Annotated in this window: 24 protein-coding genes and 2 tRNA genes; 12 read left to right on the plus strand and 14 right to left on the minus strand. The window is 68.5% G+C overall.

Going from position 1 to position 25,034, the window contains the following annotated elements; genetic code table 11:
• The first annotated feature begins 37 nt into the window (after positions 1–37).
• Together ACG10_RS19190 and ACG10_RS19195 are read left to right on the plus strand one after the other, a co-directional pair.
• Complete coding sequence (locus ACG10_RS19190) at positions 38–1,309, plus strand: murein hydrolase activator EnvC family protein (RefSeq protein ID WP_089169949.1); 1,272 nt, start codon at positions 38–40, stop codon at positions 1,307–1,309.
• A gap of 29 nt (positions 1,310–1,338) precedes the next feature.
• Positions 1,339–2,676, plus strand: coding sequence for a S41 family peptidase (locus ACG10_RS19195; protein WP_039806388.1), 1,338 nt, complete (start codon positions 1,339–1,341; stop codon positions 2,674–2,676).
• Positions 2,677–2,734: 58 nt separating this feature from the next.
• Here ACG10_RS19195 and hisF read toward each other — a convergent pair whose 3' ends face one another.
• The 4 genes from hisF to hisB form a co-directional block, all read right to left on the minus strand.
• Positions 2,735–3,505: an imidazole glycerol phosphate synthase subunit HisF gene (hisF, locus tag ACG10_RS19200; RefSeq protein WP_089169430.1), complete on the minus strand. Its 771-nt coding sequence runs from the start codon at positions 3,503–3,505 to the stop codon at positions 2,735–2,737.
• A gap of 159 nt (positions 3,506–3,664) precedes the next feature.
• The gene (gene hisA, locus ACG10_RS19205; RefSeq protein WP_089169431.1) at positions 3,665–4,402 is read right to left on the minus strand and encodes a 1-(5-phosphoribosyl)-5-[(5-phosphoribosylamino)methylideneamino]imidazole-4-carboxamide isomerase; all 738 of its coding nucleotides are present in this window, start codon (positions 4,400–4,402) and stop codon (positions 3,665–3,667) included.
• Positions 4,403–4,476: 74 nt separating this feature from the next.
• Entirely contained in the window at positions 4,477–5,115 is a 639-nt protein-coding gene (hisH, locus tag ACG10_RS19210) for an imidazole glycerol phosphate synthase subunit HisH (protein ID WP_089169432.1), read from the minus strand.
• Entirely contained in the window at positions 5,115–5,708 is a 594-nt protein-coding gene (hisB, locus tag ACG10_RS19215) for an imidazoleglycerol-phosphate dehydratase HisB (RefSeq protein ID WP_089169433.1), read from the minus strand. The genes hisH and hisB overlap by 1 nt, the downstream gene beginning before the upstream one ends.
• Before the next feature lie 151 nt (positions 5,709–5,859).
• On the opposite strand from hisB, the gene ACG10_RS19220 reads away from it, so the two are divergent.
• The 7 genes from ACG10_RS19220 (at position 5,860) to ACG10_RS19250 (ending at position 11,217) form a co-directional block, all read left to right on the plus strand.
• Positions 5,860–6,258 (plus strand): acetyl-CoA sensor PanZ family protein, encoded by a 399-nt coding sequence (locus ACG10_RS19220; protein WP_089169434.1) that lies wholly within the window; start codon positions 5,860–5,862, stop codon positions 6,256–6,258.
• 105 nt (positions 6,259–6,363) lie between these two features.
• Entirely contained in the window at positions 6,364–8,604 is a 2,241-nt protein-coding gene (locus tag ACG10_RS19225; RefSeq protein ID WP_089169435.1) for an AsmA family protein, read from the plus strand.
• Complete coding sequence (gene mutY / locus ACG10_RS19230) at positions 8,601–9,689, plus strand: A/G-specific adenine glycosylase (RefSeq protein WP_089169436.1); 1,089 nt, start codon at positions 8,601–8,603, stop codon at positions 9,687–9,689. The genes ACG10_RS19225 and mutY overlap by 4 nt, the downstream gene beginning before the upstream one ends.
• Positions 9,686–9,958, plus strand: coding sequence for an oxidative damage protection protein (locus ACG10_RS19235; RefSeq protein WP_089169437.1), 273 nt, complete (start codon positions 9,686–9,688; stop codon positions 9,956–9,958). The genes mutY and ACG10_RS19235 overlap by 4 nt, the downstream gene beginning before the upstream one ends.
• A 109-nt stretch (positions 9,959–10,067) precedes the next feature.
• Positions 10,068–10,143 (plus strand) — tRNA-Phe (locus tag ACG10_RS19240).
• Between the two features lie 40 nt (positions 10,144–10,183).
• Positions 10,184–10,259: transfer RNA gene (locus ACG10_RS19245), tRNA-Phe, on the plus strand.
• Positions 10,260–10,818: 559 nt separating this feature from the next.
• Entirely contained in the window at positions 10,819–11,217 is a 399-nt protein-coding gene (locus ACG10_RS19250) for a nuclear transport factor 2 family protein (protein ID WP_198318974.1), read from the plus strand.
• 84 nt (positions 11,218–11,301) lie between these two features.
• On the opposite strand, the gene ACG10_RS19255 is transcribed toward ACG10_RS19250, so the two are convergent.
• Positions 11,302–11,514 (minus strand): DUF3079 domain-containing protein, encoded by a 213-nt coding sequence (locus ACG10_RS19255; protein WP_089169439.1) that lies wholly within the window; start codon positions 11,512–11,514, stop codon positions 11,302–11,304.
• Between the two features lie 210 nt (positions 11,515–11,724).
• On the opposite strand from ACG10_RS19255, the gene ACG10_RS19260 reads away from it, so the two are divergent.
• On the plus strand, positions 11,725–12,414 hold the full coding sequence (locus tag ACG10_RS19260) for a nitroreductase (RefSeq protein WP_089169440.1): 690 nt from the start codon (positions 11,725–11,727) through the stop codon (positions 12,412–12,414).
• Positions 12,415–12,433: 19 nt separating this feature from the next.
• On the opposite strand, the gene gcvP is transcribed toward ACG10_RS19260, so the two are convergent.
• The 9 genes from gcvP to ACG10_RS19305 all read right to left on the minus strand — a co-directional run bounded on the left by gcvP (position 12,434) and on the right by ACG10_RS19305 (position 24,300).
• Entirely contained in the window at positions 12,434–15,307 is a 2,874-nt protein-coding gene (gene gcvP, locus ACG10_RS19265; RefSeq protein ID WP_089169441.1) for an aminomethyl-transferring glycine dehydrogenase, read from the minus strand.
• A 99-nt stretch (positions 15,308–15,406) separates the two neighbouring features.
• A complete protein-coding gene (gene gcvH / locus ACG10_RS19270; protein ID WP_089169442.1) occupies positions 15,407–15,796 on the minus strand; it encodes a glycine cleavage system protein GcvH in 390 nt (129 codons plus the stop codon).
• A gap of 45 nt (positions 15,797–15,841) precedes the next feature.
• Entirely contained in the window at positions 15,842–16,924 is a 1,083-nt protein-coding gene (gene gcvT / locus ACG10_RS19275; protein ID WP_089169443.1) for a glycine cleavage system aminomethyltransferase GcvT, read from the minus strand.
• Positions 16,925–17,087: 163 nt separating this feature from the next.
• On the minus strand, positions 17,088–18,704 hold the full coding sequence (locus ACG10_RS19280) for an ABC transporter permease (protein WP_089169444.1): 1,617 nt from the start codon (positions 18,702–18,704) through the stop codon (positions 17,088–17,090).
• An 84-nt stretch (positions 18,705–18,788) separates the two neighbouring features.
• Positions 18,789–19,790: an extracellular solute-binding protein gene (locus ACG10_RS19285; protein WP_089169445.1), complete on the minus strand. Its 1,002-nt coding sequence runs from the start codon at positions 19,788–19,790 to the stop codon at positions 18,789–18,791.
• A 109-nt stretch (positions 19,791–19,899) separates the two neighbouring features.
• Positions 19,900–21,117: a 2-octaprenyl-3-methyl-6-methoxy-1,4-benzoquinol hydroxylase gene (locus ACG10_RS19290; RefSeq protein ID WP_089169446.1), complete on the minus strand. Its 1,218-nt coding sequence runs from the start codon at positions 21,115–21,117 to the stop codon at positions 19,900–19,902.
• Positions 21,118–21,182: 65 nt separating this feature from the next.
• A complete protein-coding gene (ubiH, locus tag ACG10_RS19295) occupies positions 21,183–22,370 on the minus strand; it encodes a 2-octaprenyl-6-methoxyphenyl hydroxylase (RefSeq protein ID WP_089169447.1) in 1,188 nt (395 codons plus the stop codon).
• A 2-nt stretch (positions 22,371–22,372) separates the two neighbouring features.
• Positions 22,373–23,707 carry a Xaa-Pro aminopeptidase gene (pepP, locus tag ACG10_RS19300; protein ID WP_089169448.1) on the minus strand — a complete coding sequence of 445 codons (1,335 nt, stop codon included), beginning with the start codon at positions 23,705–23,707 and terminating at the stop codon, positions 22,373–22,375.
• Positions 23,708–23,745: 38 nt separating this feature from the next.
• Positions 23,746–24,300, minus strand: coding sequence for a YecA/YgfB family protein (locus tag ACG10_RS19305; protein WP_089169449.1), 555 nt, complete (start codon positions 24,298–24,300; stop codon positions 23,746–23,748).
• 185 nt (positions 24,301–24,485) lie between these two features.
• Between ACG10_RS19305 and ACG10_RS19310 the strand changes: the two genes are divergently transcribed.
• Together ACG10_RS19310 and ACG10_RS19315 are read left to right on the plus strand one after the other, a co-directional pair.
• Positions 24,486–24,695 (plus strand): TIGR02449 family protein, encoded by a 210-nt coding sequence (locus ACG10_RS19310; RefSeq protein ID WP_039806438.1) that lies wholly within the window; start codon positions 24,486–24,488, stop codon positions 24,693–24,695.
• Positions 24,692–25,006, plus strand: coding sequence for a cell division protein ZapA (locus tag ACG10_RS19315; protein ID WP_039806440.1), 315 nt, complete (start codon positions 24,692–24,694; stop codon positions 25,004–25,006). Before ACG10_RS19310 ends, ACG10_RS19315 begins: the two co-directional genes overlap by 4 nt.
• Positions 25,007–25,034 lie beyond the last annotated feature (28 nt).

Below are 25,034 nucleotides of genomic sequence, written 5' to 3' on the forward strand. Positions count from 1 at the left end.
TACTTAGGCCGATCCATTCCCCCCGATGCCGCCCGCCATGCACCGCACCCTCTCCGCCCTGATCCTCGCCCTCGTGCTCAGCCCGGCGCTCGCCGACGAGCGCAGCGAAACCCTGCAGCAGCTGGAGCAGGCCCGCCAGGACATCGCCGAGCTGAAGAAGCTGCAGGAGCAGCTGAACCAGGAAAGGGGCGGCGTGCAGAAGGAGCTGGGCAGGACCGAGCGGGAGCTGGGCGACCTGGAGAAGCAGGTGCGCGAGCTGCAGGATGAACTGGACGGCCGCGAGCGGGAGATCCGTCGCCTCGATCAGGAAAGGCAGACGCTGCAGAACGCCCGCGACGAACAGCAGCGGCTGATTGCCGTCCAGGCCCGCGCCGCCTACCAGAACGGTCGCCAGGAATATCTCAAGCTGCTGCTCAACCAGCAGCAGCCGGAACTTCTTTCCCGCACCCTGACCTACTACGGCTACCTCGACCAGGCGCGCCGTAAGCAGCTCGAGACCTTCGACGCGACCCTGCGCCAGCTGGCTGCGGTCGAGCAGGACCTCGCCACCCAGCAAACCCGGCTCGGCGAACGCAAGGGCGAGCTGGAGCGGCGCCGCGAGCGGCTCGCCGCCCTGCGCCAGGAGCGCCAGCAGGTGCTGGCCCGCTTGAACCGGGAGTACGCCAGCGGCACACAGAAGCTCAAGGCCCGCGAGGAAGAGCAGGCCGAACTCGGCCGGGTGCTGCAGCGCATCGAGGAAACCCTCGCCCGCCAGGCGCGCGAGGCCGAGGCAGCGCGTCAGCGCGCCCTCGCCGAACAGCGCCGGCAGCAGGAGCTCGAGGAGCAGCGCCAGCGTGCCAGAACGGCCGAGCCCGCCACTGAAAAACCGCAGCTGTCCAGCCGTCAGGAAGCGGCCCCCGACGGCCCCTTCGCCCGCGCGCGCGGCAGCCTGCCGTGGCCGGTCGATGGCCGTCTGCTGGCGCCCTACGGCTCAGCACGCAGCGAAGATGCCCGCACCCGCTGGGACGGCGTGCTGATCGGCGCCAGCGCCGGCAGCCCGGTGCGCGCCATCCATGGCGGGCGCGTGGTGTTCGCCGACTGGCTGCGCGGCTCCGGCCTGCTGGTCATTCTCGACCACGGCAATGGCTACCTGAGCCTCTACGGGCATAATGAGAGCCTGTTGAAAGGCGCCGGCGACATGGTCAAGGCCGGCGAGCCGATCGCCACGGTCGGCACCAGTGGCGGGCAGGACATGCCTGCGCTTTACTTCGCCATCCGCCAACAGGGCCGCCCCAGCGATCCCGCCCTGTGGTGCCGCGCGCAGGGATAGCGCCGCTTTCACTCGAGGAGTTCGTTTTCATGCCGCACCTGCCCCGTCCCCTCTCGCTGGCCCTGGCTGCCGCCTTCGCGCTCGGCGCCCCCTTCCTGCACGCCGCGGAGGCGCCTGTGCCAGTCGAGGAGGCGCCCGCGCCAGCCGCCGAGACGCGAGGCAAGCCTCTCCTGCCGCTCGACGAGCTGCGCACCTTCGCCGAGGTCCTGGACCGGATCAAGGCCGCCTATGTCGAACCGGTGGACGACAAGACCCTGCTGGAAAACGCCATCAAGGGCATGATCAGCAACCTCGACCCGCACTCGGCCTACCTCGAACCTGAGGAGTTCCGGGACCTGCAGGAGAGTACCAGCGGCGAGTTCGGCGGCCTTGGCGTCGAGGTCGGCATGGAGGACGATCAGCTCAAGGTGGTTTCGCCGATCGACGACACGCCGGCGGCCCGGGCCGGCATCGAGGCCGGCGACCTGATCGTCAGGATCGACGGCCAGCCGACCAAGGGCATGTCCATGCTCGAAGCCGTGGACAAGATGCGTGGCAAGCCCGGCAGCAAGATCGAGCTGACCCTGGTCCGCGAAGGCGGCCGGCCGTTCGAGGTCGAGCTGACCCGCGCGGTGATCAAGGTCAAGAGCGTGAAGGGCCAGCTGCTCGAGTCGGGCTATGGCTACCTGCGCATCACCCAGTTCCAGGTCAACAGCGGCGAGGAAGTCGGCAAGGTGCTGGCACGCCTGAAGAAGGAAAACGGCGGGCAGAAGCTCAAGGGCCTAGTACTGGACCTGCGCAACAACCCCGGTGGCGTGCTGCAGTCGGCGGTCGAGGTGTCCGACCACTTCCTCACCAAGGGCCTGATCGTCTACACCAAGGGCCGCATCGCCAACTCCGAGCTGCGCTTCTCGGCCGACCCGGCCGACGCCAGCGAAGGCGTGCCGCTGGTGGCGCTGATCAACGGCGGCAGCGCCTCGGCCGCGGAGATCGTCGCCGGCGCCCTGCAGGACCACAAGCGGGCGGTGCTGATGGGCACCGACAGCTTCGGCAAGGGCTCGGTGCAGACCGTGCTGCCGCTGAACAACGACCGCGCCCTGAAGCTGACCACCGCCCTCTACTTCACCCCCAACGGCCGCTCGATCCAGGCCCAGGGCATAGTCCCGGACATCGTGGTGGAGCGCGCCAAGCTGACCCAGGATGCCCAGCCGGAACACCTGCGCGAGGCGGATCTGGCCGGCCACCTGGGCAACGGCAACGGCGGGCCGGACAAGCCCAGCGGCAAGGATGGCCAGGGCAGCAAGGTGCGTCCGCAGGACGACGACTACCAGCTGAGCCAGGCGCTCAACCTGCTCAAGGGACTCAACCTGACGCGCGGCCAGCAATAGGTCACGTAGCGAACGGGTGGAAAGCCGCGCCGGCGCCTTCCACCCGGCGCCGGGCGGCTCAGCGCACCACGATGCCGCGGGCGGCCAGATAGGCCTTGGCTTCCGGGACCGTGTACTCGCCGAAGTGGAAGATGCTCGCCGCCAGCACCGCGTCGGCCTTGCCCTCGAGGATGCCGGCGGCCAGGTGCTCGAGGTTGCCGACGCCGCCGGAGGCGATCACCGGAATGCCCACCGCCTCGCTGATCGCGCGGGTCACGCCGAGGTCATAGCCGCTCTTCACGCCATCCTGATCCATGCTGGTCAGCAGGATCTCGCCGGCGCCGTAGCCCTCCATCTTCTTCGCCCACGCCACCGCGTCCAGCCCGGTGGGCTTGCGTCCGCCGTGGGTGAAGATTTCCCAGCGCGGCGCCTCGCCCGGGCCGGACACCTTCTTGGCGTCGATGGCAACGACAATGCATTGCGAGCCGAAGCGCTCGGCGGCCTCGCCGACGAACTCCGGAGTGAACACCGCGGCGGTATTGATCGACACCTTGTCCGCGCCGGCATTCAGCAGGTTGCGGATGTCCTGCACGGTGCGCACGCCGCCACCGACGGTCAGCGGGATGAACACCTGGCTGGCCATGCGCTCGACGGTATGCAGGGTGGTGTCGCGCCCCTGGTGGCTGGCGGTGATGTCGAGGAAGGTGATCTCGTCGGCGCCCTGCTCGTCGTAGCGGCGGGCGATTTCGACGGGGTCCCCGGCATCGCGGATGTTCTCGAACTGGACGCCCTTGACCACGCGGCCGTTGTCCACGTCGAGGCAGGGGATGATGCGTTTGGCGAGGGCCATGGCAGTCTCTCTCGTCGGTTGCATGCCGGCAATGGGCATGCGGCTTCTCGTGCTGATGGTTCCCACGCTCCGGCGTGGGAACCTCGCTCGGGACGCTAAGCGTCCCCGGTTGCGCGCCCACGCCGGAGCGTGGGAGCGATCAGCCGGTCTACGTCAGGGTTACCCCTTGAAGCTGTCGCACAGCGCCTGGGCTTCGGCCACATCGAGGGTGCCCTCGTAGATGGCGCGGCCGGTGATGGCGCCGACGATGCCTGGGGCGCGGGCATCCAGCAGCTTCTGGATATCGCCGAGGTTGTGGATGCCGCCGGAGGCGATCACCGGAATCCGGCTCGCCGCGGCCAGGGCTGCGGTGGCCTCGACGTTGCAGCCCTGCATCATGCCGTCCTTGGCAATGTCGGTGTAGACGATGGCGGACACGCCGTCGGCCTCGAAGCGCCGGGCCAGGTCGACGACCTGCACGCTGCTCACCTCGGCCCAGCCGTCGGTGGCAACGAAGCCGTCCCTGGCGTCCAGGCCGACGATCACCTTGCCCGGGAAGGCGCGGCAGGCCTCGCCGACGAACTCCGGCTGCTTGACCGCCTTGGTGCCGATGATCACGTAGCTGACCCCGGCCTTCACATAATGCTCGATGGTCTCCAGGGAGCGGATGCCGCCGCCGATCTGGATCGGCAGGTTCGGGTAGCGCCTGGCGATGGCGGTGACCACCTCGCCGTTGACCGGCTGGCCCTCGAAGGCGCCGTTGAGGTCGACCAGGTGCAGGCGGCGGCAGCCGGTCTCCACCCACTTGGCGGCCATCGCCACGGGATCGTTGGAGAACACGGTGGCATCTTCCATCAGGCCCTGGCGCAGGCGCACGCAGGCACCGTCCTTGAGATCGATTGCGGGGATAATCAGCATGTCTTTTTCCTAACGTCAGAAGAGCCCGTAGGGTGGAAAACCGCGCAGCGTTTTCCACCAGAATCCTGCGGCGCCTACCAGCGCCCGTCCCAGGCGGCGAAGTTCTGCAGCAGCTGCAGGCCGTGGGTGTGGCTCTTTTCCGGGTGGAACTGCACGGCAAAGCGCGAGCCCTCGGCCAGCGCAGCGGCGAAGTCGACCCCGTAGTGGCCGCGGCCGACCACCTGGCGCGGGTTGCCGGCCTCGATGTAGTAGCTGTGCACGAAATAGAAGCGGCCGTTGTCCGGGATGTTGTGCCAGAGCGGATGGTCGACGCTCTGGACGACCTCGTTCCAGCCCATGTGCGGCACCTTGAGGTGTTCGCCGTCCTCGACCAGGCCCTTGCCGAAGAAGCGCACCTGGCCGGGGAACAGGCCGATGCAGTCGACCCCGCCGTTCTCCTCGCTGCGCTCCATCAGCGCCTGCATGCCGACGCAGATGCCGAGGAACGGCCGGTCGACGCTCACCTCGCGGACCAGCTGATCGAAGCCCAGCCGGCGGATCTCCGCCATGCAGTCGCGGATCGCGCCGACGCCGGGAAACACCACCCGGTCGGCCTCGCGGATCACCTGCGCGTCGCTGGTGATCAGCACCTTGCCGGCGCCGACGTGCTCCAGCGCCTTGGCCACCGAGTGCAGGTTGCCCATGCCATAGTCGATCACGGCTACCGTCTGCATCACAGGCACCCCTTGGTGGAAGGCATCTGCCCGGCCATGCGCGGGTCGAGCTCGATGGCCATGCGCAGGGCGCGGCCGAAGGCCTTGAACACCGTCTCGATCTGGTGGTGGGTGTTGCTGCCGCGCAGGTTGTCGATGTGCAGGGTCACCTGGGCGTGGTTGACGAAACCCTGGAAGAACTCCTGGAACAGGTCCACGTCGAAGCTGCCGACCCGGGCGCGGGTGTAGGGCACCTGCATCGAAAGGCCGGGCCGGCCGGAGAAGTCGATCACCACGCGCGACAGCGCCTCGTCCAGCGGTACGTAGGCATGGCCGTAGCGGACGATGCCCTTCTTGTCGCCGATGGCCTTGGCGAAGGCCTGGCCGAGGGTGATGCCGACGTCTTCCACGGTGTGATGGTCGTCGATATGCAGATCGCCCCGGCACTCGATATCCAGGTCGATCAGGCCATGGCGGGCGATCTGGTCGAGCATGTGCTCGAGAAAGGGCACGCCGATGGCGAAGCGGGCCTTGCCGCTGCCGTCCAGGTTGATCGAAACCTTGATCTGGGTTTCCAGGGTGTTGCGCTCGACGCAAGCCGTACGTTCGGCCATCACAGCTCCGCTAGTCGTGGGACGAAAGGGCGTCATTATAGGCGCAAACCCCAAGCCTGGATAAGCCGTCCGGCGCGGCCCGCCCGGTGCGCAGACGGGCTCCGCTGGTTATCCTTGACGATCCAGCAAGCGACAAGGCCCCAGAAAAACCATGCCCGTCCACGTCGAAACGCTCACCACCGCCAGCCCCCAGGACCGCCTCGACCTGGCGAAGATCTATGCCGATGCCCCCGACTGGCTGCTCAGCCCGCATGCCGATGCCGAGCAGCTGATCGCCGCCGGCCTGGAAAGCGGCACGCTGATCGCCGGCCGCTTCAACGACCGTCTGCTCGGCGCCGCCCTGCTGGCAAGGAACGACGGCTGCTGGCGGCTGTCGCACCTCTGCGTGCGCAGGATCACCCGCGGCCGCGGCGTCGGTCGCCGTTTGCTCGACGAGGCCCGGCGCCTGGCCGAGGCGGCCGGCAAGCCCCTGCACCTGGCCGCCCCCGCGGATCAACTGGAAAGCCAGGCCCTGGCCGCCCGCACCCAGCTGCCGCTGGATACCCTCTGAGGCCCGCCCCGGCGCACAGTCGCCGGGCACGCGGCTCGGCCGCCATGACCGGCCGCTATACTCGGCGGCCTGTACCCCTCGCGAATCCCAACAAGGACTCCGCCCATGAAAACGCTCGGCAAAATCCTTGGCCTGATCGTCCTCGGGCTGCTGCTGGTCGTCGTCGCCCTCGGCTTCGCCCTCACCCAGCTGTTCGATCCCAACGACTACAAGGACGAGATCCGCCAGCTCGCCCGCGACAAGGCCAACCTGGAACTGACCCTGAACGGCGACATCGGCTGGAGCCTGTTTCCCTGGCTCGGCCTGCAGCTGCAGCAGACCAGCGTGGCCAGCACCCGCACCCCCGATCAGCCCCTCGCCGACCTGGAGATGATCGGCCTGTCGGTGCGGGTGCTGCCGCTGCTGCGCCGCGAGATCCAGATGAGCGACATCCGCGTCGACGGCCTCGAGCTGCACCTGCGCCGCGACAAGCAGGGCCGCGGCAACTGGGAAGACCTTGGCCGCCCGGCCCAGGCCGGAAAACCCGAGCAGCCGAAGGTGGCCGCCGGAGAAACCGCTCCGCCAGCCGAAGCGCCCGTTGAAACCCCGGCCGACGACACCGCCCGGGCGCTGCGCCTGGACATCGACAGCCTGACCCTGAACAACGCCCGGGTGGACTATCTGGACGAGCGCAGCGGGCAGAAATTCAGCGCCGAGAGCATCCAGCTCAGCAGTGGCGCGATCCGCCCGGACAGCGACATTCCGCTCAAGCTGACCGCCTTCTTCGGCAGCAACCAGCCGGTCCTGCGCGCGCGCACCGACCTCGAGGGCGTGCTGCGCTTCGATCCCGCGCTCCAGCGCTTCCAGCTGAACAATGCCCGGCTGTCCGGCGAGGCCTCGGGCGAACCGCTCAAGGGCAAGACCCTGAACTTTGCCGCCCAGGGCGAGCTGCTCGCCGACCTGGCCGCCCAGGTGGCCGAATGGAACGGCCTGAAACTCAGCGCCAACCAGCTGCGCGCCATCGGCGAGCTGAAGGTGCGCGAGCTGGACAAGAACCCGCAACTGAGCGGCGGCCTGTCCATCGCCCAGTTCAACCCGCGCGAATTCCTCGCCGGCATCGGCCAGGAGCTGCCGGCGACGGCCGATCCCGCCAGCCTGACCCGACTCGAGCTGAGCAGCCAGTTGAGCGGCACGCCGAGCGCCGTGGCCTTCGACAAGCTCGATCTGAAGCTCGACGACAGCCGGTTCACCGGTAGCATTGCCGTCGCCGACTTCGCCCGCCAGGCCCTGCGCCTGCAGCTCAAGGGCGACAAGCTGGACCTCGACCGCTACCTCGCGCCGAAGAGCGAGAAAAAAGAGGCCGCCGGCGCCGCCCGCCAGGCGGAGGTCAAGGGCGCCGTGGCCGTCGCCGTCCAGAACAGCGACACCCCGCTGCCCGAAGCGCCCACCCAGCAAGCCTGGAGCGAAGAAGCGGTGCTGCCGGTCGACACCCTGCGCAAGCTGGACCTGCAGGCCAGCCTCGACGTCGGCCAGCTGACCCTCGACCAACTGCCGATCGGCAACGCCCACCTGCAAGCCACCGCCAAGGACGGCCTGCTGACCCTGAAGAGCCTGCGCGGCGAACTCTTCGGCGGCAGCTTCGACGTGCAGGCCCGCCTCGACGCCCGCCCGTCCACTCCCCAGCTGAGCGTGCTGAAGCGCCTCAGCCGGATCCCGGTGGAGAAGTTCATCAAGACCGAGAGCAAGGAAGAGCCGCCGATCAAGGGCCTGCTCGACCTGAACGCCGACCTGGAAACCCGCGGCAACAGCCAGAAGGCCTGGGTCGAGGGGCTCAACGGCACGGCCAGCTTCGTCCTCCACGACGGTGTGCTGCCCGACGCCAACCTCGAACAACAGCTCTGCCTGGCCATCGCCACCCTCAACCGCAAGGGCCTGAACAATCCGCCCAACGCCAAGGACACCCCCTTCGAGGAGCTGAAAGGCAGCCTGCGCTTCACCAACGGCGTCGCCAGCAACCCCGACCTCAAGGCGCGCATCCCCGGCCTGACGGTGAACGGCAACGGCGACCTGGACCTGCGCGTGCTCGGCATGGACTACCGCATCGGCGTGATCATCGAAGGCGACAAGCGCGCCATGCCCGACGCCGCCTGCCAGGTCAACGAGCGCTACGTCGGCCTGGAGTGGCCGGTCCGCTGCCGCGGCCCGCTGGAGCTAGGCGCCAAGGCCTGCCGCCTGGATCGCGACGGTTTGCGCCAGATCGCCGCCAAGCTGGCCGGCGAGAAGCTCAACGAGAAACTCGAGGAAAAGCTCGGCGACAAGGTCAGCCCGGAACTCAAGGACGCACTGAAGGGGCTGTTCAACCGATGACTCCCGAGCAGTTCAACAGCGCCGTGCTCGACTGGTACGACCGCCACGGCCGCAAGGACCTGCCCTGGCAGCAGGACATCACGCCCTACCGGGTGTGGGTCTCGGAAATCATGCTGCAGCAGACCCAGGTCGCCACCGTGCTCGGCTACTACGAGCGCTTCATGGCCGCCCTGCCGACGCTGGAGGCGCTGGCCGCGGCGCCCGAGGACGAAGTGCTGCACCTGTGGACCGGGCTCGGCTACTACAGCCGAGCGCGCAACCTGCACAAGACCGCGAAGATCGTCATCGGGCAGCACGCCGGCGAGTTTCCCCGCTCGCCGGAGGCGCTCGCCGAGCTGCCCGGCATCGGCCGCTCCACCGCCGGCGCCATCGCCAGCATCAGCATGGGTCTGCGCGCGCCGATCCTCGACGGCAACGTCAAGCGCGTGCTGGCCCGCTACCTGGCCGAGGACGACTATCCGGGCGAGCCGCAGGTAGCCAAACGCCTGTGGGCGGCCGCCGAGCGTTTCACGCCGCAGGTGCGGGTCAACCACTACACCCAGGCGATGATGGACCTCGGCGCCACCCTCTGCACCCGTAGCCGTCCGGCCTGCCTGCTCTGCCCGCTGCAGGGCGGCTGCCGCGCCCACCTGCTCGGCCGCGAGACGGACTACCCGGCGCCCAAACCGCGCCGGGAGCTGCTGCGCAAGCGCACCCTGATGCCGCTGCTGGCCAATCGCGACGGCGCCATCCTGCTCTACCGGCGTCCATCCAGTGGAATCTGGGGCGGGCTCTGGAGCCTGCCGGAACTGGACGACCTGGACGCGCTCGACCCGCTCGCCGCCCGCCATGCCCTGCGCCTCGGCGAACGCCGCGAACTGCCGGGCCTGACCCACACCTTCAGCCATTTCCAGCTGGCCATCGTGCCCTGGCTCATAGCGGTGGAGAACGCCGCCCCCGCCGTGGCCGAGGCCGACTGGCTCTGGTATAACCTCGCCGCTCCGCCGCGCCTGGGCCTCGCCGCCCCGGTGAAGAAGCTGCTCAAACGCGCCCAGAGCGAACTGCAGATCCCGGCGGACCCGCCGACTTCGAGGAGAATCCCATGACCCGCACCGTGCACTGCCGCAAGTACAAAGAGGAACTGCCCGGCCTCGACCGTCCGCCCTACCCGGGTCCCAAGGGCGAGGACATCTACCAGAACGTCTCGAAGCAGGCCTGGGACGAATGGCAGACGCACCAGACCATGCTGATCAACGAGCGCCGGCTGAACATGATGAACGCCGAGGACCGCAAGTTCCTGCAGGGCGAGATGGACAAGTTCCTCTCCGGCGAGGAATACGCCCTGGCCGAGGGCTACGTGCAGCCGAAGGAGTGAGTCTCCCGAGCATTCCCAACGCCTGCGCTAAGCGCTTAAAAAAGCTAATTTTTTCGCCGGCTGCAGTTGACGCTCCGACGGGAAAGAGGGTTTAATGCCGGCCGTTGTTGCCCAGGTAGCTCAGTTGGTAGAGCAGGGGATTGAAAATCCCCGTGTCGGCGGTTCGATTCCGTCCCTGGGCACCACTTCCTTCAAGTGGTACTCCCGCAGTCACAACGCCCTTTCGCCCAGGTAGCTCAGTCGGTAGAGCAGGGGATTGAAAATCCCCGTGTCGGCGGTTCGATTCCGTCCCTGGGCACCACTGATTCCGAACGAAAAGCCTCAGCCATGCGCTGGGGCTTTTTGCTTTATGGGGATCGCAACCATCCGCATTCCCCCTGAATGCAAGACAATCCGCACGCAGCGTGCCAATGCCCCGGACGCCATGCAACTGCTGCCCCCGACGCCCGCCACGCTATCGCCGCCCATCACACACGAAAGACAAAAACCTAGAGAAACAGGCCACCAGCTCTCTCCGCAGCCTGTGACCGCGTATCGATTGAGGGGATATCCCCATCAACCCATACGACTGGCTCCGCCAGTGGAACGATGCCTCCTACAAGAAAGTGATCATATAACAAGAGTTTCGACAGAAAGTAGCCCTGTTACCCACCCACACATAATATTCATATAAATCAGCCAATTAACGTTAAACCACCCAGCTTACTCCGATATCCCGGGTATGATTCCAACGCTACACAACAAAGTGATAGCATGTCTTACCTCTAAACGAGGGATGGCTCTGAGCCCGTTTTCCAACCCGTGAAGAAGGATTCGAGATGATAAAAAGAACAATGCTGTTGGTAGCCGCTTTCTCTTCAATGGCGCTTGTAACCCCGACCGCCAATGCGGCCGACGAAACCGCCGCCATCGAGGCGGCTGCGGAGCAGTTGCGTGCGCTGATGGTGGACCCGGACAAGGCGAAGCTGGAAGCCCTGATCGCCCCGGAACTGAGCTATGGCCACTCCAGCGGCCAGGTCGATACCCGGGAGCGTTTCGTCGACGACCTGATGAGCGGCGCCTCCGATTTCCTGTCCATCGACATCAGCGAGCAGAGCGTACAGGCCGCGGGCGACACGGCGATCGTCCGCCATACGCTCACGGGCGATACGCACAACAAGGGCAAGGATCCGGCCAAGGTCAACCTGAGAATCCTGCAGATCTGGCAGCACCAGGGCGGCGACTGGCAACTGCTGGCCCGCCAGGCGGTACGCCTCTAACCAGCCCCGTGGAAACCGCCGGGAGCCCGACGCCGGCGGTTTCCACTGTCCCCTCGGGCCGGCCCGCCGATACGCCCCGACGAATCAGCGCGAGTGCTCCGTCGAACTCTTCGTCTCCACGGCCGGGTCGACGCTCCCATCCTCGAATATGTACCAGTCTTCTCCGAGCAGCTCGGCCGGGTGCATCGTCCGGTCGGCGCCATTTCCGCATGCCAGGGAAGTCGCCGGACAGTACCTGTCGCATCCCCAGCAGATCCGCTCGGGATGCTTTGGGTTCAAGGGAAATTTCTTCGCCATTCTCGTCGCCCTGGTGGTGTGTGTCGGAGGTTCGCAAGCCGCTTCGATAGGCAATCTAACGTTTTTCCCCAAGGATTTCGCGTAGATCGGCGAGTCGAGCCACTATCGGTCGGTAACCGGCAGGACGGACGACGGAGAGCGCCCATGGATGAAAAACCCCGGCGCCTGGGGTATACCTGCGTGTTCCTGGCCAATTCAAGGAGCTCGCCCATGCAGGTCGCAGACGCCATCCGCTCGCGCAAATCGGTTCGCCGCTTTCGTCCCGATCCCGTTCCCCGCGCGCAGGTCGAGCGCATCCTGGAACTGGCGGCGCAGGCGCCGAGCGGCGCCAACACCCAGCCGTGGAAGGTCCGTGCACTGGCCGGCGCGGCCCGCGATGCACTGTGCCGGGCGGTGAGCGCGGCGGCCGAGCAGGAGCCGCAGCGGCATCACGCCGAGTATGGCTACTACCCCGACCCCTGGTTCGAGCCTTACCTCGAGCGCCGGCGGACCATGGGCTTCAGCCTCTACGACGCGCTCGGCATCGCCCGCGGCGACCGGGCGGCGCGGGAGCGGCAGGCGCTGCGCAACTTCCAGTTCTTCGATGCACCGGTCGGCCTGCTGATTTCCATGGACCGGCGGATGAACACCGGCAGCTTCCTCGACCTCGGCATGTTCGTCCAGAACCTGATGCTGGCGGCCCGCGGCGAAGGCCTGCACAGCTGTCCCCAGGGGGTCTTCGCCGACTATCACCAGGTGGTGCGCGGGCTGGGGCTGCTCGACGAAGAAGAGATCCTGGTCTGCGCCGTGGCCCTCGGCCACGCGGACCCCGAGGCGCCGGAAAACGGCCTGGTCACCGCGCGGGTACCGGTGGCCGGATTCGCCGCCTTCCACGGCTTCGATGAGTCGGCCGGCGGCTGAGCTCCGCCGGCGCCTCCATTCACTCGCGGTAGTCGTCCAGCGGCACGCAGGCGCAGAACAGGTTGCGGTCGCCGTAGACGTTGTCCACCCGGCTCACCGTCGGCCAGTACTTGTGGGCGCGGGTGTGGGCGCTCGGCGTCACCGCTTCCTCGCGGCCGTAGGCGCGCTGCCACTCGCCGAGCACGTCGGCCAGGGTGTGCGGGGCATACTTGAGCGGGTTGTCCTCGGCGGGCCAGTCGCCGGCCTGGACCTTGGCGATCTCCGCGCGGATGCAGAGCATCGCCTCGACGAAGCGATCCAGCTCGTGCAGGGACTCGCTCTCGGTCGGCTCGATCATCAGCGTGCCGGGCACCGGGAAGGACATGGTCGGCGCGTGGAAGCCGTAGTCCATCAGGCGTTTGGCGACGTCCTCCTCGCTGATCCCGGTCTCCGCCTTGAGCGGGCGCAGGTCGAGGATGCACTCGTGGGCGACCCGGCCGTTGCGGCCGCTGTACAGCACCGGGAAGGCGCCGCCCAGGCGATGCGCCAGGTAGTTGGCGCTGAGAATGGCGACCTCGGTGGCGTCCTTCAGCTGCGGGCCCATCATGGCGATGTACATCCAGCTGATCGGCAGGATGCTCGCGCTGCCCCAGGGCGCCGCGCTGACCGCGCCGTTGTCCGGGTTCGGGCCGTCCAGCGGCACCACCGGGTGGTTGGCGACGAAGGGCGCCAGGTGTGCCTTGACGCCGATCGGACCCATGCCCGGGCCACCGCCGCCGTGGGGGATGCAGAAGGTCTTGTGCAGGTTCATGTGCGAGACGTCGGCACCGATATCCGCCGGGCGCGCCAGGCCGACCTGGGCGTTGAGGTTGGCGCCGTCCATGTAGACCTGGCCGCCGTGGCCGTGGATCACCTCGCAGATCTCGCGCACGCCCTCCTCGTAGACGCCGTGGGTCGAGGGATAGGTGAGCATCAGGCAGGACAGCGTGTCGCCGGCCGCCTCGGCCTTGCGCCTGAGGTCGTCGAGATCGACGTTGCCGGACTTGTCGCAGTCGACGATCACCACCTGCATGCCGGCCATCTGTGCCGAGGCCGGGTTGGTGCCGTGAGCCGAGGACGGGATCAGGCAGACATGCCGCCGGCCCTCGCCGCGGCTCTCATGGTACTTGCGGATCGCCATCAGGCCGGCGTACTCGCCCTGGGCGCCGGAGTTGGGCTGCATGCAGATGGCGTCGAAGCCGGTAATGGCGCACAGCCAGGCCTCCAGCTCCTCGATCATCAGCCGGTAGCCCTCGGCCTGCTCGCGCGGGGCGAAGGGGTGCAGGCTGGCGAACTCCGGCCAGGTGACGGGCATCATCTGGCTGGTGGCGTTGAGCTTCATGGTGCAGGAGCCGAGCGGGATCATCGCCTGGTTGAGGGCCAGATCCTTGTTCTCCAGCTGCTTGAGGTAGCGCAGCATCTCGGTCTCGCTGTGGTGGCGGTTGAACACCGGATGCTGCAGGTAGGCCGAGCTGCGCTGCAGCGCGGCGGGGATGCCCGGGGCGGCGGCATCGTCGAGCACGGCGAGGTCGAGGCCATGATCGGCACCGAGGAAGATCGCCAGCAGCCGCTCGACGGTCTCCGCCGTGCAGGTCTCGTCCAGGCTGACGCCGAGCCGGCCGCGGCCGAGGATGCGCAGGTTGATCCGCGCCTCCTGGGCGCTCTCGATGATCGCCGTCTGGGCACCGCCGACCTCCAGGGTCAGGGTGTCGAAGAAGTACCGGTTGAGGCGCTCGATCCCGCGCTGCGCCAGGCCCTCGGCGAGGATCGCGGTCAGCCGGTGGACGCGCCGGGCGATGCGCCCGAGGCCCTCTGGGCCGTGGTAGACGGCGTAGAAGCCGGCCATGTTGGCCAGCAGCACCTGGGAAGTGCAGATGTTCGAGTTGGCCTTCTCGCGGCGGATGTGCTGCTCGCGGGTCTGCAGGGCCATGCGCAGGGCGGTGTTGCCGCGGGCATCCTTCGAGACGCCGATGATCCGCCCGGGCATGGCGCGCTTGTACTCGTCGCGGGTGGCGAAGTAAGCGGCGTGCGGGCCGCCGTAGCCCATCGGCACGCCGAAGCGCTGCGCCGAGCCGAACACCACGTCGGCGCCCAGCTCGCCGGGCGGGGTCAGCACCAGCAGGGCGAGCAGGTCGGCGGCGATGCAGGCCAGCGCCTGCTGCGCGTGCAGCTGCTCGATCAGCGGCCCGAGGTCGCGGATCTCGCCATGGGTGTCGGGATACTGCAGCAGGGCGCCGAACACCGCGTGCTCGCTGAGCCTCTCCACGGCATCCACCACCACCTCGAAGCCGAAGCCGGCGGCGCGGGTGCGCACCACCGAGATGGTCTGCGGGTGGCAGTTCTCGTCGACGAAGAAGCGGTTGCTCTTGCTCCTGGCCACCCGACGGGCCATGGCCATGGCCTCGGCGGCGGCGGTGGCCTCATCGAGCAGCGAGGCGCTGGCCAGGTCGAGGCCGGTGAGGTCGATGGTCAGTTGCTGGAAGTTCAGCAGCGCCTCCAGCCGGCCCTGGGCGATCTCCGGCTGATAGGGGGTGTAGGCGGTGTACCAGCCGGGGTTCTCCAGCACGTTGCGCAGGATCACCGGCGGCGTGACGGTGCCGTGGTAGCCCATGCCGATCAGGCTGGTCCACAGCTCGTTGCGTTCGGCATAGCCTCTGAGCTTCGCCAGGGCGCCCTGCTCGTCCAGCGCCGCCGGCAGCGCCAGGGCGCGGTTCAGGCGGATCGCCGGCGGCACCGTCTGCTCGATCAGCTGGTCGCGGCTGGTCAGGCCGAGGCTGGCGAGCATGGCGCGCTGCTCGGCCTCGTCGGGACCGAGGTGGCGCTGCAGGAAGGCGTCGGGCTGCTGGAGTTGGGCGAGACTGGGAGTCTGGGACATGGCGGCTCTCGGCTGAAAGGACGAAGCCCCGACGGGCGAGGCTTCGGGAGGGAATGGGCTCGGCTTGCGGCGCCCGCGGGCGCCGCAAGCGCCTGGCGATCAGGCCTCGGCGCTGCAGGCGGCCTCGTAGCCGGCTGCATCGAGCAGCTTGCCCAGGTCGCCGGCGGCACTGGGCTTGAGCTTGAAGAACCAGCTGCCGTAGGGGTCGCTGTTGACCAGCTCGGGGCTGTCGGTCAGGGCCTCGTTGACCGCGATCACCTCACCGGCGATCGGCGCGTAGATGTCGGAGGCGGCCTTCACCGATTCCACCACCCCGGCTTCCTGTTCAGCGGCCAGCTGCTTGCCGACTTCCGGCAGCTCGACGAACACCACGTCGCCCAGGGCTTCCTGGGCGTGGTCGGAAATGCCCACGGTGACGGTGCCGTCCGCTTCCAGTCGGGCCCATTCGTGGCTGGCTGTGTAACGCAGATCGGCGGGGATATTGCTCATGTCGTGTCCTCGGAGTTGGGGGCGAAAGGGCTCGCCCGAAAAAATCTAGATCAAGGCCTTGCCGTGACGGACGAAGTTCGGCCGGACGACGCGGACGGGCAGCCAGCGGCCGCGAATCTCCACCTCGGCGCGCTCGCCGGTGGCCGCCGGCACTCGGGCCAGGGCGATGGACTTGCCGAGCGTCGGCGAGAAGCTGCCGCTGGTGATCGCGCCCTCGCCGACGCTCTCCACCCGTACCACCTGGCCGGTACGCAGCACGCCGCGCTCTTCCAGCAGCAATCCCACCAGTTTAGGCTGGCCGCCGGCGCGGCGCTGTTCCTCCACCGCCGCGCGGCCGATGAAGTCGCGCCCGGCCGGGTCCCAGGCGATGGTCCAGCCCAGGTTCGCCGCCAGCGGCGAGACGTTCTCGTCCATGTCCTGGCCGCAGAGGTTCAGCCCTGCCTCCAGGCGCAGGGTGTCGCGGGCGCCGAGGCCGCTGGGGGCGATGCCGGCGCCGACCAGATCGCTGAAGAAGTCCGGCGCCTGCGCCACTGGCAGCATGATCTCCAGGCCGTCCTCGCCGGTGTAGCCGGTGCGGGCGACGAACCAGTCGCCCTCGGCCAGCCCCTCGAACGGGCGCAGTTCGTGGATCAGCGCGGCGCGCGGGGCGGAGACCAGTTCGCCGGTGCGCACCCGCGCCTGCGGCCCCTGGATGGCGAGCATGGCCAGGTCGCGGCGCTCGCGCAGCTCGACGGCATGTCCGGCAGATTGTTCCTTCATCCACGCCAGGTCGCGCAGGCGGCTGGCGGCGTTGAGCACCAGGCGGTAGCCGAAGTCGGCGAGGTAGACGATGAGGTCGTCGATCACCCCGCCGCGCTCGTTGAGCATGACGCTGTAGAGGGCCTTGCCGGGGGTTTCCAGGTGCGCCACGTCGTTGGCCAGCAGACGCTGCAGCCAGGCGCGGGCCTCCGGGCCATGGACATCCACCACGGTCATGTGGGAGACGTCGAAGACGCCGCAGTCGCGCCGGACCTGATGGTGCTCCTCGACCTGCGAGCCGTAGTGCAGGGGCATGTCCCAGCCGCCGAAATCGACGATCCTGGCGCCCAGGGCAAGGTGCTGCTCATAGAGGGGCGTGCGCTGTCCCATGATGGTTCTCCTTCCGTGCCTGGCGCGTCGCCACGCGAAAGACCTGCGGGACAGGCCTGGCGAGGCCGCCGGCAGGCCGCGAATGGCGCGCATTGTAGCCGCAAGGCCGGGTCCGGTCACGGCGCCGGCAAGGTGGGGGCCGGACGCCGCCGGCCCTGGCGGCTCAGCCCGGCTGGCGTGCCGAACGGCGGATCAGGCCGATCACCGGCAGCAGGCCGACCAGCACCAGGGTCAGCGCCGGCAGCGCGGCGCGGGCCCACTCGCCCTCGCTGGTCATCTCGAAGATGCGTACCGCCAGAGTGTCCCAGCCGAACGGGCGCATCAGCAGGGTCGCCGGCATTTCCTTGAGCACGTCGACGAACACCAGCAGCGCGGCGCTCAGGGTGCCGGGCAGCAGCAGCGGCAGGTAGAGCCGCGAGAACAGCTGCGGCCCGCCGACCCCCAGGCTGCGCGCGGCCTCCGGCAGCGACGGACGGATCCGCGCCAGGCTGCTTTCCAGGGGGCCGAAGGCCACCGCCAGGAAGCGCACCAGATAGGCCAGCAGCAGGGCTGCCAGGCTGCCCAGCAGCAGCGGCTTGCCGGCGCCGCCAAACCACTCGGACAGCGGGATCACCAGCTCGCGGTCGAGATAGCTGAAGGCGAGCATGATGGACACCGCCAGCACCGAGCCCGGCAGCGCGTAGCCCAGATTGGCCAGGCCGACCGCCGCGCCCATGGTGCGTCCCGGCACCAGGCGCCGGGCGAAGGCCAGCAGCATGGCGCAGGCGACGGTGATCAGCGCGGCGCAGCCGCCCAGATACAGGGTGTGCAGGATCAGCCCGGTATAGCGCTCGTCGAGGTCGAAGCGGCCGCGCTGCCAGAACCACGCCAGCAGTTGCAGGAGCGGCACGACGAAGGCGCAGAGGAACACCAACCCGCACCAGGCGCAGGCCGCCGCGGCCTTGAAGCCGCGCAGCCGGTACAGCGCCCGGCCGCGCGGGCGCTCGGTGCTCGGCCGCGGCACGCCGCGGGCGCGGCGCTCGCCGTAGACCACCAGCATCACCGCCAGCAGCAGCAGGCTGGCCAGCTGGGTGGCGCTGGACAGGCTGTAGAAGCCGTACCAGGTCTTGTAGATGGCGGTGGTGAAGGTGTCGTAGTTGAACACCGAGACGGCGCCGAAGTCGGCCAGGGTCTCCATCATCGCCAGCGCCAGGCCGGCGCCGATCGCCGGCCGCGCCATCGGCAGCGCCACGCGCCAGAAGGCCTGCCAGGGCGACTGGCCGAGGGCCCGCGCGGCCTCCATCAGGCCCTTGCCCTGGGCCAGGAAGGCGCTGCGCGCGAGCAGGTAGACGTAGGGGTAGAACACCAGCACCAGGACCAGGATCACCCCGCCGGTGGAGCGCACCCGCGGCAGCCGCAGGCCGCTGCCGAACCACTCGCGCAGCAGGGTCTGCACCGGGCCGGAAAAGTCCAGCAGGCCGACGAAGACGAAGGCCAGCACGTAGGCGGGAATCGCGAAGGGCAGCATCAGCGCCCAGTCCAGCCAGCGCCGGCCGGGAAACTCGCAGAGGCTGGTCAGCCAGGCCAGGCTCACCCCGAGCAGGGTGACGCCGGCACTGACGCCCAGCAGCAGGGTCAGGGTGTTGCCGAGCAGACGCGGCATCTGGGTATCCCACAGATGCCTCCAGATTTCGCCGTCCACGCTGTGCCAGGAGAGCGCCAGCACGCTGAGGGGCAGCAGCACCAGGGAAGCGATGGCAAAGACGATGGGATACCAGCGGCGCTGGGCGGAATGGGACACGACAGCTCCCCGCTACGAAAAACGAATCGGGCTGCAGGCGGAGCGCTCCGCCTGCAGCCCGGGTTGACAGCCTCGGTGGGCGCCTCAGTTCCAGCCGGCGCGATCCATCAGGCGGATCGCCTCGGCCTGGCGCTTGCCGGCGACCTCGACCGGCACGCTGTCGGCCTTGAAGCTGCCCCAGGCGGCGACTTCCGCGGACGGTGCCACCTGCGGATTGGCGGGGTATTCCTGGTTGATGTCGGCCAGCAGGCGCTGGGCCTTGTCGCCGGTCATCCACTCCAGCAGCTTCTGCGCGGCCTGCGGATGCGGGGCGTGCTTGGTCACCCCGGCGCCGGAGAGGTTGACGTGCACGCCGCGATCGGCCTGATTCGGCCAGAAGGGCTTCACCTTCAAATCCGGGTTCTGCTTGTGCAGGCGACCGTAGTAGTAGGTGTTGGCCATGCCCACGTCACACTGGCCGGCGTCGATGGCCTGCAGCAGGGCGGTGTCGTCGGCGAACACGTCGGTGGCCAGGTTGTTCACCCAGCCCTTGACGATCTGTTCGGCCTGCTTCTCGCCGTGGGCCTCGATCAGGGTGGCGGTCAGCGACTGGTTGTAGACCTTCTTGCTGGTGCGCAGGCACAGACGGCCTTCCCAGTTCTCGTCGGCCAGGGCCTCGTAGGTGGAAAGCTCCTCCGGCTTGACCCGCTCGGTGGAGTAGAAGATGGTCCGCGCACGCAGCGACAGACCGCTCCAGGTACCGCTGGCGGAGCGGTATTGCGCCGGAATGTTGGCCTTGATCGTCGCCGAATCCAGCGGACGCAGCACGCCTTCCTGCTCGGCCTGCCAGAGGTTGCCGGCGTCCACGGTGATCAGCAGGTCGGCCGGGGTGTTCTTCCCTTCGGCCTTGAGACGGGCCAGCAGCGGGGCTTCCTTGTCGGTGATGAACTTCACCTTGACCCCGGTTTCGGCGGTATAGGCATCGAAGACCGGCTTGATCAATTCGTCGATCCGCGACGAATAGACCACGACCTCGTCGGCCGCCAGGGCGGCGCCGGAGAGCGCGCCCAGGGCCAGGACGGCGAGAATGTGCTTGCTTGCCTGCATGGAACCCACCTCATGTGAATTAAGTGCGGCGAATAATAGTGACTAGCATTTAGCTTCACAACTCGCCATATGTCGCGCCTTGTGTCGCGAACAGGGTGGGTTCGGGTGCTCAGGCGCGCGCCAGCTCCGGGAGGTCGCCGCTCAGCCCGAGGGCCTGGCGGACGAACAACGCCTTGCCCCCGGGCAGCTTGTCCATCCACTTCAGGCCGGTGTTGCGCAGCCAGCGCAGCGGCAGCGGATCGGCCTGGAACAGCCGCTCGAAGCCCTCCATCGCCGCCATCATCGCCAGGTTGTGGGGCATCCGCCGGCGCTCGAAACGGCTCAGCACGCGCAGCTCGGCCAACCGCTCGCCACGCCCGCGGGCATGCAGCAGCACCTCGGCCAGGGTGGCGGCATCGAGAAAGCCCAGGTTGACGCCCTGCCCCGCCAGCGGGTGGATGACGTGGGCGGCGTCGCCGATCAGCGCCAGGCCGGGTTCGACATAGCGCCGGGCATGCCGCTGGCGCAGCGGGATGCAGTGGCGCGGATCGACCTCCAGCACCGCGCCGAGCCGCCACTCGAAGGCGGCGCCCAGCGCCGCGGCGAAGGCCGCGTCGTCCAGCGCCATCAGCCGCCCGGCCTGCTCCGGCGTGGTCGACCAGACGATCGAGCACCAGTGGCGGTCGCCGTCCCGCTCCAGCGGCAGGAAGGCCAGCGGACCGTCGTCGGTGAAGCGCTGCCAGGCGGTACGGCGGTGCGCCTCGGCGCAGCGCACGCTGGTGACGATGGCGTGGTGCAGGTAATCCCACTCGCGGGTGGTGCAGCCAGCCAGGCGGCGGATCGCCGAGTTGGCGCCGTCGGCGGCGACCAGCAGCGGCGCGCGCAGCTGACGGCCGTCGCCGAGGCTGACCAGCCAACCGTCGCCGGAGCGGCGCAGGCCGTCCAGGCGCACCGCGGGCAGCAGGCCGATGCCGCTGCCGGCCAGGCGCTCGAGCAGGGCGTCCTGCACCACGCGGTTCTCGACGATGTGGCCGAGCACCTCGGCATGCACGCTGGCCGCGGCGAAGCGGATCTGCCCGGTGCCGGAGCCGTCCCACACCTGCATCTCGCCGTAGGGGGCGGCGCGCCGGGCGCGGATGCCGTCCCAGGCGCCGAGGCGCTCGAGGATGCGCTGGCTGGCGGCGGACAATGCGCTGACCCGCGGCTCGAAGGGCGCCTCAGGGCTCCAGGGAGCCACCTCGAGCGGCCCGCGGTCGAGCAGGAGGATATCCAGGCCGCTGTCCTGCAGGGCCAGTGCCAGGGTGCTGCCGACCATTCCGGCGCCGACGATGATCAGATCCGCGTGCATGCTTTCCTCAACTCGCAAGGGGCGTCCTGCCACGCCCGCCGTTCTTCGATGATCGCGCGTCAGGCTCAGACCTGCGCACGGGTGCCGAGCCCCATGGCCTGGCGGGCGAACCAGCGCTTGGCCGGCGGCAGCAGGTCGAGGCCGAGCAGGCCGAGACTGCGCCCGCCGGCGAGCAGCGGCGTGGCCATGCCGAACAGCCGGGTGAGCCGGTCGGAGAAGCCCACGGTCAACTGCTGGTCGAGGCGCTGGCGGGCCTGGTAGCGCAGCAGGGTGGCGAAGTCGCCGGGCTCGGCCGGACTGTCCAACAGCTCCTCGGCCAGGCACAGGGTATCGCGCAGGGACAGGTTGTAGCCCTGGCCGGCGATCGGGTGCAGGCTGTGGGCGGCATTGCCGAGCAGGGCCAGATGCGGGCGCACCTGCTCCTCGGCCTCGACCAGCGCCAGTGCATAGAGATGGCGGGCCCCCAACTGGCGGAAGGCGCCGAGGCGATAGCCGAACTGCTGCTGCAGCTCGGCGAGGAACTGCCGCTCGTCCAGCGCCAGCAACCGTCCGGTATCGCCCGTCGGGCGGGTCCAGACCAGCGCGCAGCGATTGTCCGCCAGCGGCAGCAGGGCCATCGGGCCGTCCTGGGTGAAGCGCTCGAAGGCCTGGCCGCGATGCGGCTCGCTGGGCGTGAGGTTGGCGATCAGCGCAGTCTGCCCGTAGGGCTGCTGACGCACATGGATGCCGAGCTGCTCGCGCAGGTCGGAGCGGCCACCGTCGGCGAGCACCGCCAGGGCGCAGTCGAGGTGGCTATCGTCGTCCAGCTGCAGCCGGTAGCCATCGCGCAGCGGGGTCATGCGCATCACTTCGGCCGGGCAGCGCCAGGTGACCACTTCGGGATCCAGCGCCTGCCACAGGCACTCGCCGAGCCAGGCGTTCTCCACCACGTAGCCGAGGGCCGGCACGCCCTCCTCCGCCGCGCGCAGGCGCGTGGCGCCGAAGCGGCCGCGCTCGGAGACATGGATCTGCAGGATCGGCTCGGCCCGGCGGGCGATCGCCGGCCACAGGCCCAGGCGCTCGTAGATCTGCCGGGTGCCGAAGGACAGCGCCGAGGAGCGCGCGTCGTAACTCGGCTGATAGGGTTCGCCGGGCGCGTGCGGCTCGATCAGCACGATCCGCCAGCCGCGCGCCTTGGCGCCCTCCTGCAGGGCCAGGGCCAGGCTCGCACCGACCAGGCCGCCGCCGACGATCGCCAGTTCCACCCGGGTCATGTTCAGGCCACCCGGCCGCGAGCCGCGGCCATCAGTGCCTCGATCTCGGCGACGCCCTTGGGCACGCCGCCGGTGAGGATCTCGCAGCCCCCTTCGGTGACCACCACGTCGTCCTCGATGCGCACGCCGATACCACGCCACTTGCGCTCAACCTTGTCGTTGTCGGCGGCGATGTAGATGCCCGGCTCGACGGTCATCGCCATGCCCGGCTCAAGCACGCGCCACTGGCCGTCGATCTTGTAGTCGCCGACGTCGTGCACGTCCATGCCCAGCCAGTGGCCGGCACGGTGCATGTAGAAGGGCTTGTAGGCCTCCTGCTTGATCAACTCGTCGACATCGCCGGCGAGCAGTCCCAGCTCCACCAGTCCGGCAACGATCACCCGCACCGTGGCCTCGTGGGCCTCGTTCCAGTGGCGGCCGGGCGCGATGTGCCGGAACGCCTCCAGGTTGGCGGCCAGCACCAGCTCGTAGATCGCCTTCTGCTCGGGCGAGAAGGTGCCGTTGACCGGGAAGGTGCGGGTGATGTCGCTGGCGTAGCAGTCGATCTCGCAGCCGGCGTCGATCAGCACCAGATCACCGTCGCGCAGCGGCATGTTGTTCTCGGTGTAGTGCAGGATGCAGGCATTGCGACCGCCGGCGACGATCGAGCCGTAGGCCGGCATCCGCGCCCCGCCCTTGCGGAACTCGTACTCCAGCTCGGCCTCCAGTTGGTACTCATGGAGTCCCGGACGGCTGGCCTGCATGGCGCGCACGTGGGCGCGGGCGGAGATGGCCGCGGCCTCGCGCATCACCGCCACTTCGGCGGCGCTCTTGTACAGGCGCATGTCGTGCAGCAGATGGTCGAGGGCGACGAACTCGCTCGGCGGCTGCGCGCCCTGGCGGGCCTTGGAGCGGATGGTCTTGATCCACTCCATCAGCCGGTGGTCGAACGCCTCGTTGCTGCCGATGGCGTAGTAGACCCGGCCGCGCCCCTCGATCAGACCGGGCAGGATGTCGTCGATGTCGGCAATGGGGAAAGCGTCATCCGCGCCGTAGTCGCGGACCGCCCCCTCCTGGCCGGCACGCAGGCCGTCCCAGAGTTCGCGCTCGGGATCGCGCTCGCGGCAGAAGAGCACGTATTCGCCATGCTCGCGGCCGGGAATCAGGGCGATCACCGCCTCCGGCTCGGGGAAACCCGAGAGGTACTGGAAGTCACTGTCCTGGCGGTACTGGTGCTCCACATCGCGGTTGCGGATATACACCGGCGCCGCCGGCAGGATGGCGATGCTGTTGGGCTCCATCTGCGCCATCAGCGCCTTGCGCCGGCGGACGTATTCCGACTTCGGGATGCAGGTCATGTACAGCTCCTCGGTTGACTGGCAAAAGCGTCGGCGCTTCAGTGCACGGACGGCTTGGGCGCCGGCGCAACCGGCCCGGCGCACTCGGCGAACAGCAGGAGCGGCGCGACCCGGAGGTACTCCATGACCTCCATGTAGGCACCCTCGCCCTCCTCGGACTCCTCCAGTGAATTCTGCACCTGGGCGATGGCGGCGAGATCCTGCAGCACTTCCATGGCCTCTGCGCTCAACGGCTTGTCGCGGGCAGTCAGGCCGAAACCGCCGAGAAAGCCCTGGCACCACTGCCCCAGGGCGGTAGCGCGCTCGGCCAGCGGCGCCTCGTCGGAAGGCAGCAGCAGGACCACGGCGACCTCGCCGCCAGCCAGTTCGCCCTTGACCATCTCCTGCAGGCCGACCAGCGCCTGGCGCACGTTGTCCGGAGTCTGGCTGCCGAGCAGATCGGCGGCATCGGTCAGCCAGGCGTCGGCCTCGAAACCGGCGCCGGCGCAGCTGCGACCGAGCAGCAGGCCATGCAGCTCCGCCGGGGACACTTCCCGGCCGGTCGAGGCCAGCAGGGCGGAGAAAGCCGCATAGGGGGATTTATCGGTGGACATATCGGACTCGCCTTCTCCGCTCGCCCGGTCTGCCGCGCCTTGCGAAAGCGCCGGCAGCTATAGGCGCCACGGGGAGCAAATGACTAGAATGTGATCGCGTATCCTAGCACCGGCGGATGCACCAAGACCATCGAAGCGCGCCGCCGGGGTCTCGAGCCCCGTTCATTCGCAAAGAAAGAGGCGCCATGGAAGACGACGACCTGCAAGCCCTCACCCGTCAGCTGGAGCTACTGATCCAGCGCCTCGAGCAGATCAAGGCCCACAACCGGTTCCTTCTGGCGAATGAAAAGGCCTGGCGAGAGGAACGCGCCCACCTCATCGAAAAGAACGAAATCGCCAGGCACAAGGTCGAATCGATGATTTCACGTCTGAAAGCCCTGGAGCAGGACTCATGAGCCAGCCGCACACCATTACCGTCCACATTCTCGACAAGGACTACTGCATTGCCTGCCCACCGGAAGAACGGGCCAACCTGGAAAGCGCCGCCCGTTACCTGGATGGGAAAATGCGGGAAATCCGCTCGAGCGGCAAGGTTATCGGCGCCGATCGCGTCGCGGTGATGGCTGCCCTCAACATCACCCACGATCTGCTGCACAAGCAGGAGCGTCTGGACCTGCAGGCCAGCTCGACCCGCGAGCAGGTCCGCACCCTGCTGGAGCGGGTCGACCGCGCCCTGACCAACAATCCGGATGAGCTGACGACTTGAGTTCGGTTGGATTCGGGTATACTGGCGA

This window comes from Azotobacter chroococcum (assembly GCF_002220155.1).
In the GTDB taxonomy this organism is placed as follows: domain Bacteria; phylum Pseudomonadota; class Gammaproteobacteria; order Pseudomonadales; family Pseudomonadaceae; genus Azotobacter; species Azotobacter chroococcum.

Excerpts from the sequence above, each read along its gene's own strand:
- ACG10_RS19190 (WP_089169949.1), top strand. The coding sequence starts at position 38 with ATGCACCGCACCCTCTCCGCCCTGATCCTCGCCCTCGTGCTCAGCCCG.
- ACG10_RS19195 (WP_039806388.1), top strand. The coding sequence starts at position 1,339 with ATGCCGCACCTGCCCCGTCCCCTCTCGCTGGCCCTGGCTGCCGCCTTC.
- hisF (WP_089169430.1), bottom strand. The coding sequence starts at position 3,505 with ATGGCCCTCGCCAAACGCATCATCCCCTGCCTCGACGTGGACAACGGC.
- hisA (WP_089169431.1), bottom strand. The coding sequence starts at position 4,402 with ATGCTGATTATCCCCGCAATCGATCTCAAGGACGGTGCCTGCGTGCGC.
- hisH (WP_089169432.1), bottom strand. The coding sequence starts at position 5,115 with ATGCAGACGGTAGCCGTGATCGACTATGGCATGGGCAACCTGCACTCG.
- hisB (WP_089169433.1), bottom strand. The coding sequence starts at position 5,708 with ATGGCCGAACGTACGGCTTGCGTCGAGCGCAACACCCTGGAAACCCAG.
- ACG10_RS19220 (WP_089169434.1), top strand. The coding sequence starts at position 5,860 with ATGCCCGTCCACGTCGAAACGCTCACCACCGCCAGCCCCCAGGACCGC.
- ACG10_RS19225 (WP_089169435.1), top strand. The coding sequence starts at position 6,364 with ATGAAAACGCTCGGCAAAATCCTTGGCCTGATCGTCCTCGGGCTGCTG.
- mutY (WP_089169436.1), top strand. The coding sequence starts at position 8,601 with ATGACTCCCGAGCAGTTCAACAGCGCCGTGCTCGACTGGTACGACCGC.
- ACG10_RS19235 (WP_089169437.1), top strand. The coding sequence starts at position 9,686 with ATGACCCGCACCGTGCACTGCCGCAAGTACAAAGAGGAACTGCCCGGC.
- ACG10_RS19250 (WP_198318974.1), top strand. The coding sequence starts at position 10,819 with ATGGCGCTTGTAACCCCGACCGCCAATGCGGCCGACGAAACCGCCGCC.
- ACG10_RS19255 (WP_089169439.1), bottom strand. The coding sequence starts at position 11,514 with ATGGCGAAGAAATTTCCCTTGAACCCAAAGCATCCCGAGCGGATCTGC.
- ACG10_RS19260 (WP_089169440.1), top strand. The coding sequence starts at position 11,725 with ATGCAGGTCGCAGACGCCATCCGCTCGCGCAAATCGGTTCGCCGCTTT.
- gcvP (WP_089169441.1), bottom strand. The coding sequence starts at position 15,307 with ATGTCCCAGACTCCCAGTCTCGCCCAACTCCAGCAGCCCGACGCCTTC.
- gcvH (WP_089169442.1), bottom strand. The coding sequence starts at position 15,796 with ATGAGCAATATCCCCGCCGATCTGCGTTACACAGCCAGCCACGAATGG.
- gcvT (WP_089169443.1), bottom strand. The coding sequence starts at position 16,924 with ATGGGACAGCGCACGCCCCTCTATGAGCAGCACCTTGCCCTGGGCGCC.
- ACG10_RS19285 (WP_089169445.1), bottom strand. The coding sequence starts at position 19,790 with ATGCAGGCAAGCAAGCACATTCTCGCCGTCCTGGCCCTGGGCGCGCTC.
- ACG10_RS19290 (WP_089169446.1), bottom strand. The coding sequence starts at position 21,117 with ATGCACGCGGATCTGATCATCGTCGGCGCCGGAATGGTCGGCAGCACC.
- ubiH (WP_089169447.1), bottom strand. The coding sequence starts at position 22,370 with ATGACCCGGGTGGAACTGGCGATCGTCGGCGGCGGCCTGGTCGGTGCG.
- pepP (WP_089169448.1), bottom strand. The coding sequence starts at position 23,707 with ATGACCTGCATCCCGAAGTCGGAATACGTCCGCCGGCGCAAGGCGCTG.
- ACG10_RS19305 (WP_089169449.1), bottom strand. The coding sequence starts at position 24,300 with ATGTCCACCGATAAATCCCCCTATGCGGCTTTCTCCGCCCTGCTGGCC.
- ACG10_RS19310 (WP_039806438.1), top strand. The coding sequence starts at position 24,486 with ATGGAAGACGACGACCTGCAAGCCCTCACCCGTCAGCTGGAGCTACTG.
- ACG10_RS19315 (WP_039806440.1), top strand. The coding sequence starts at position 24,692 with ATGAGCCAGCCGCACACCATTACCGTCCACATTCTCGACAAGGACTAC.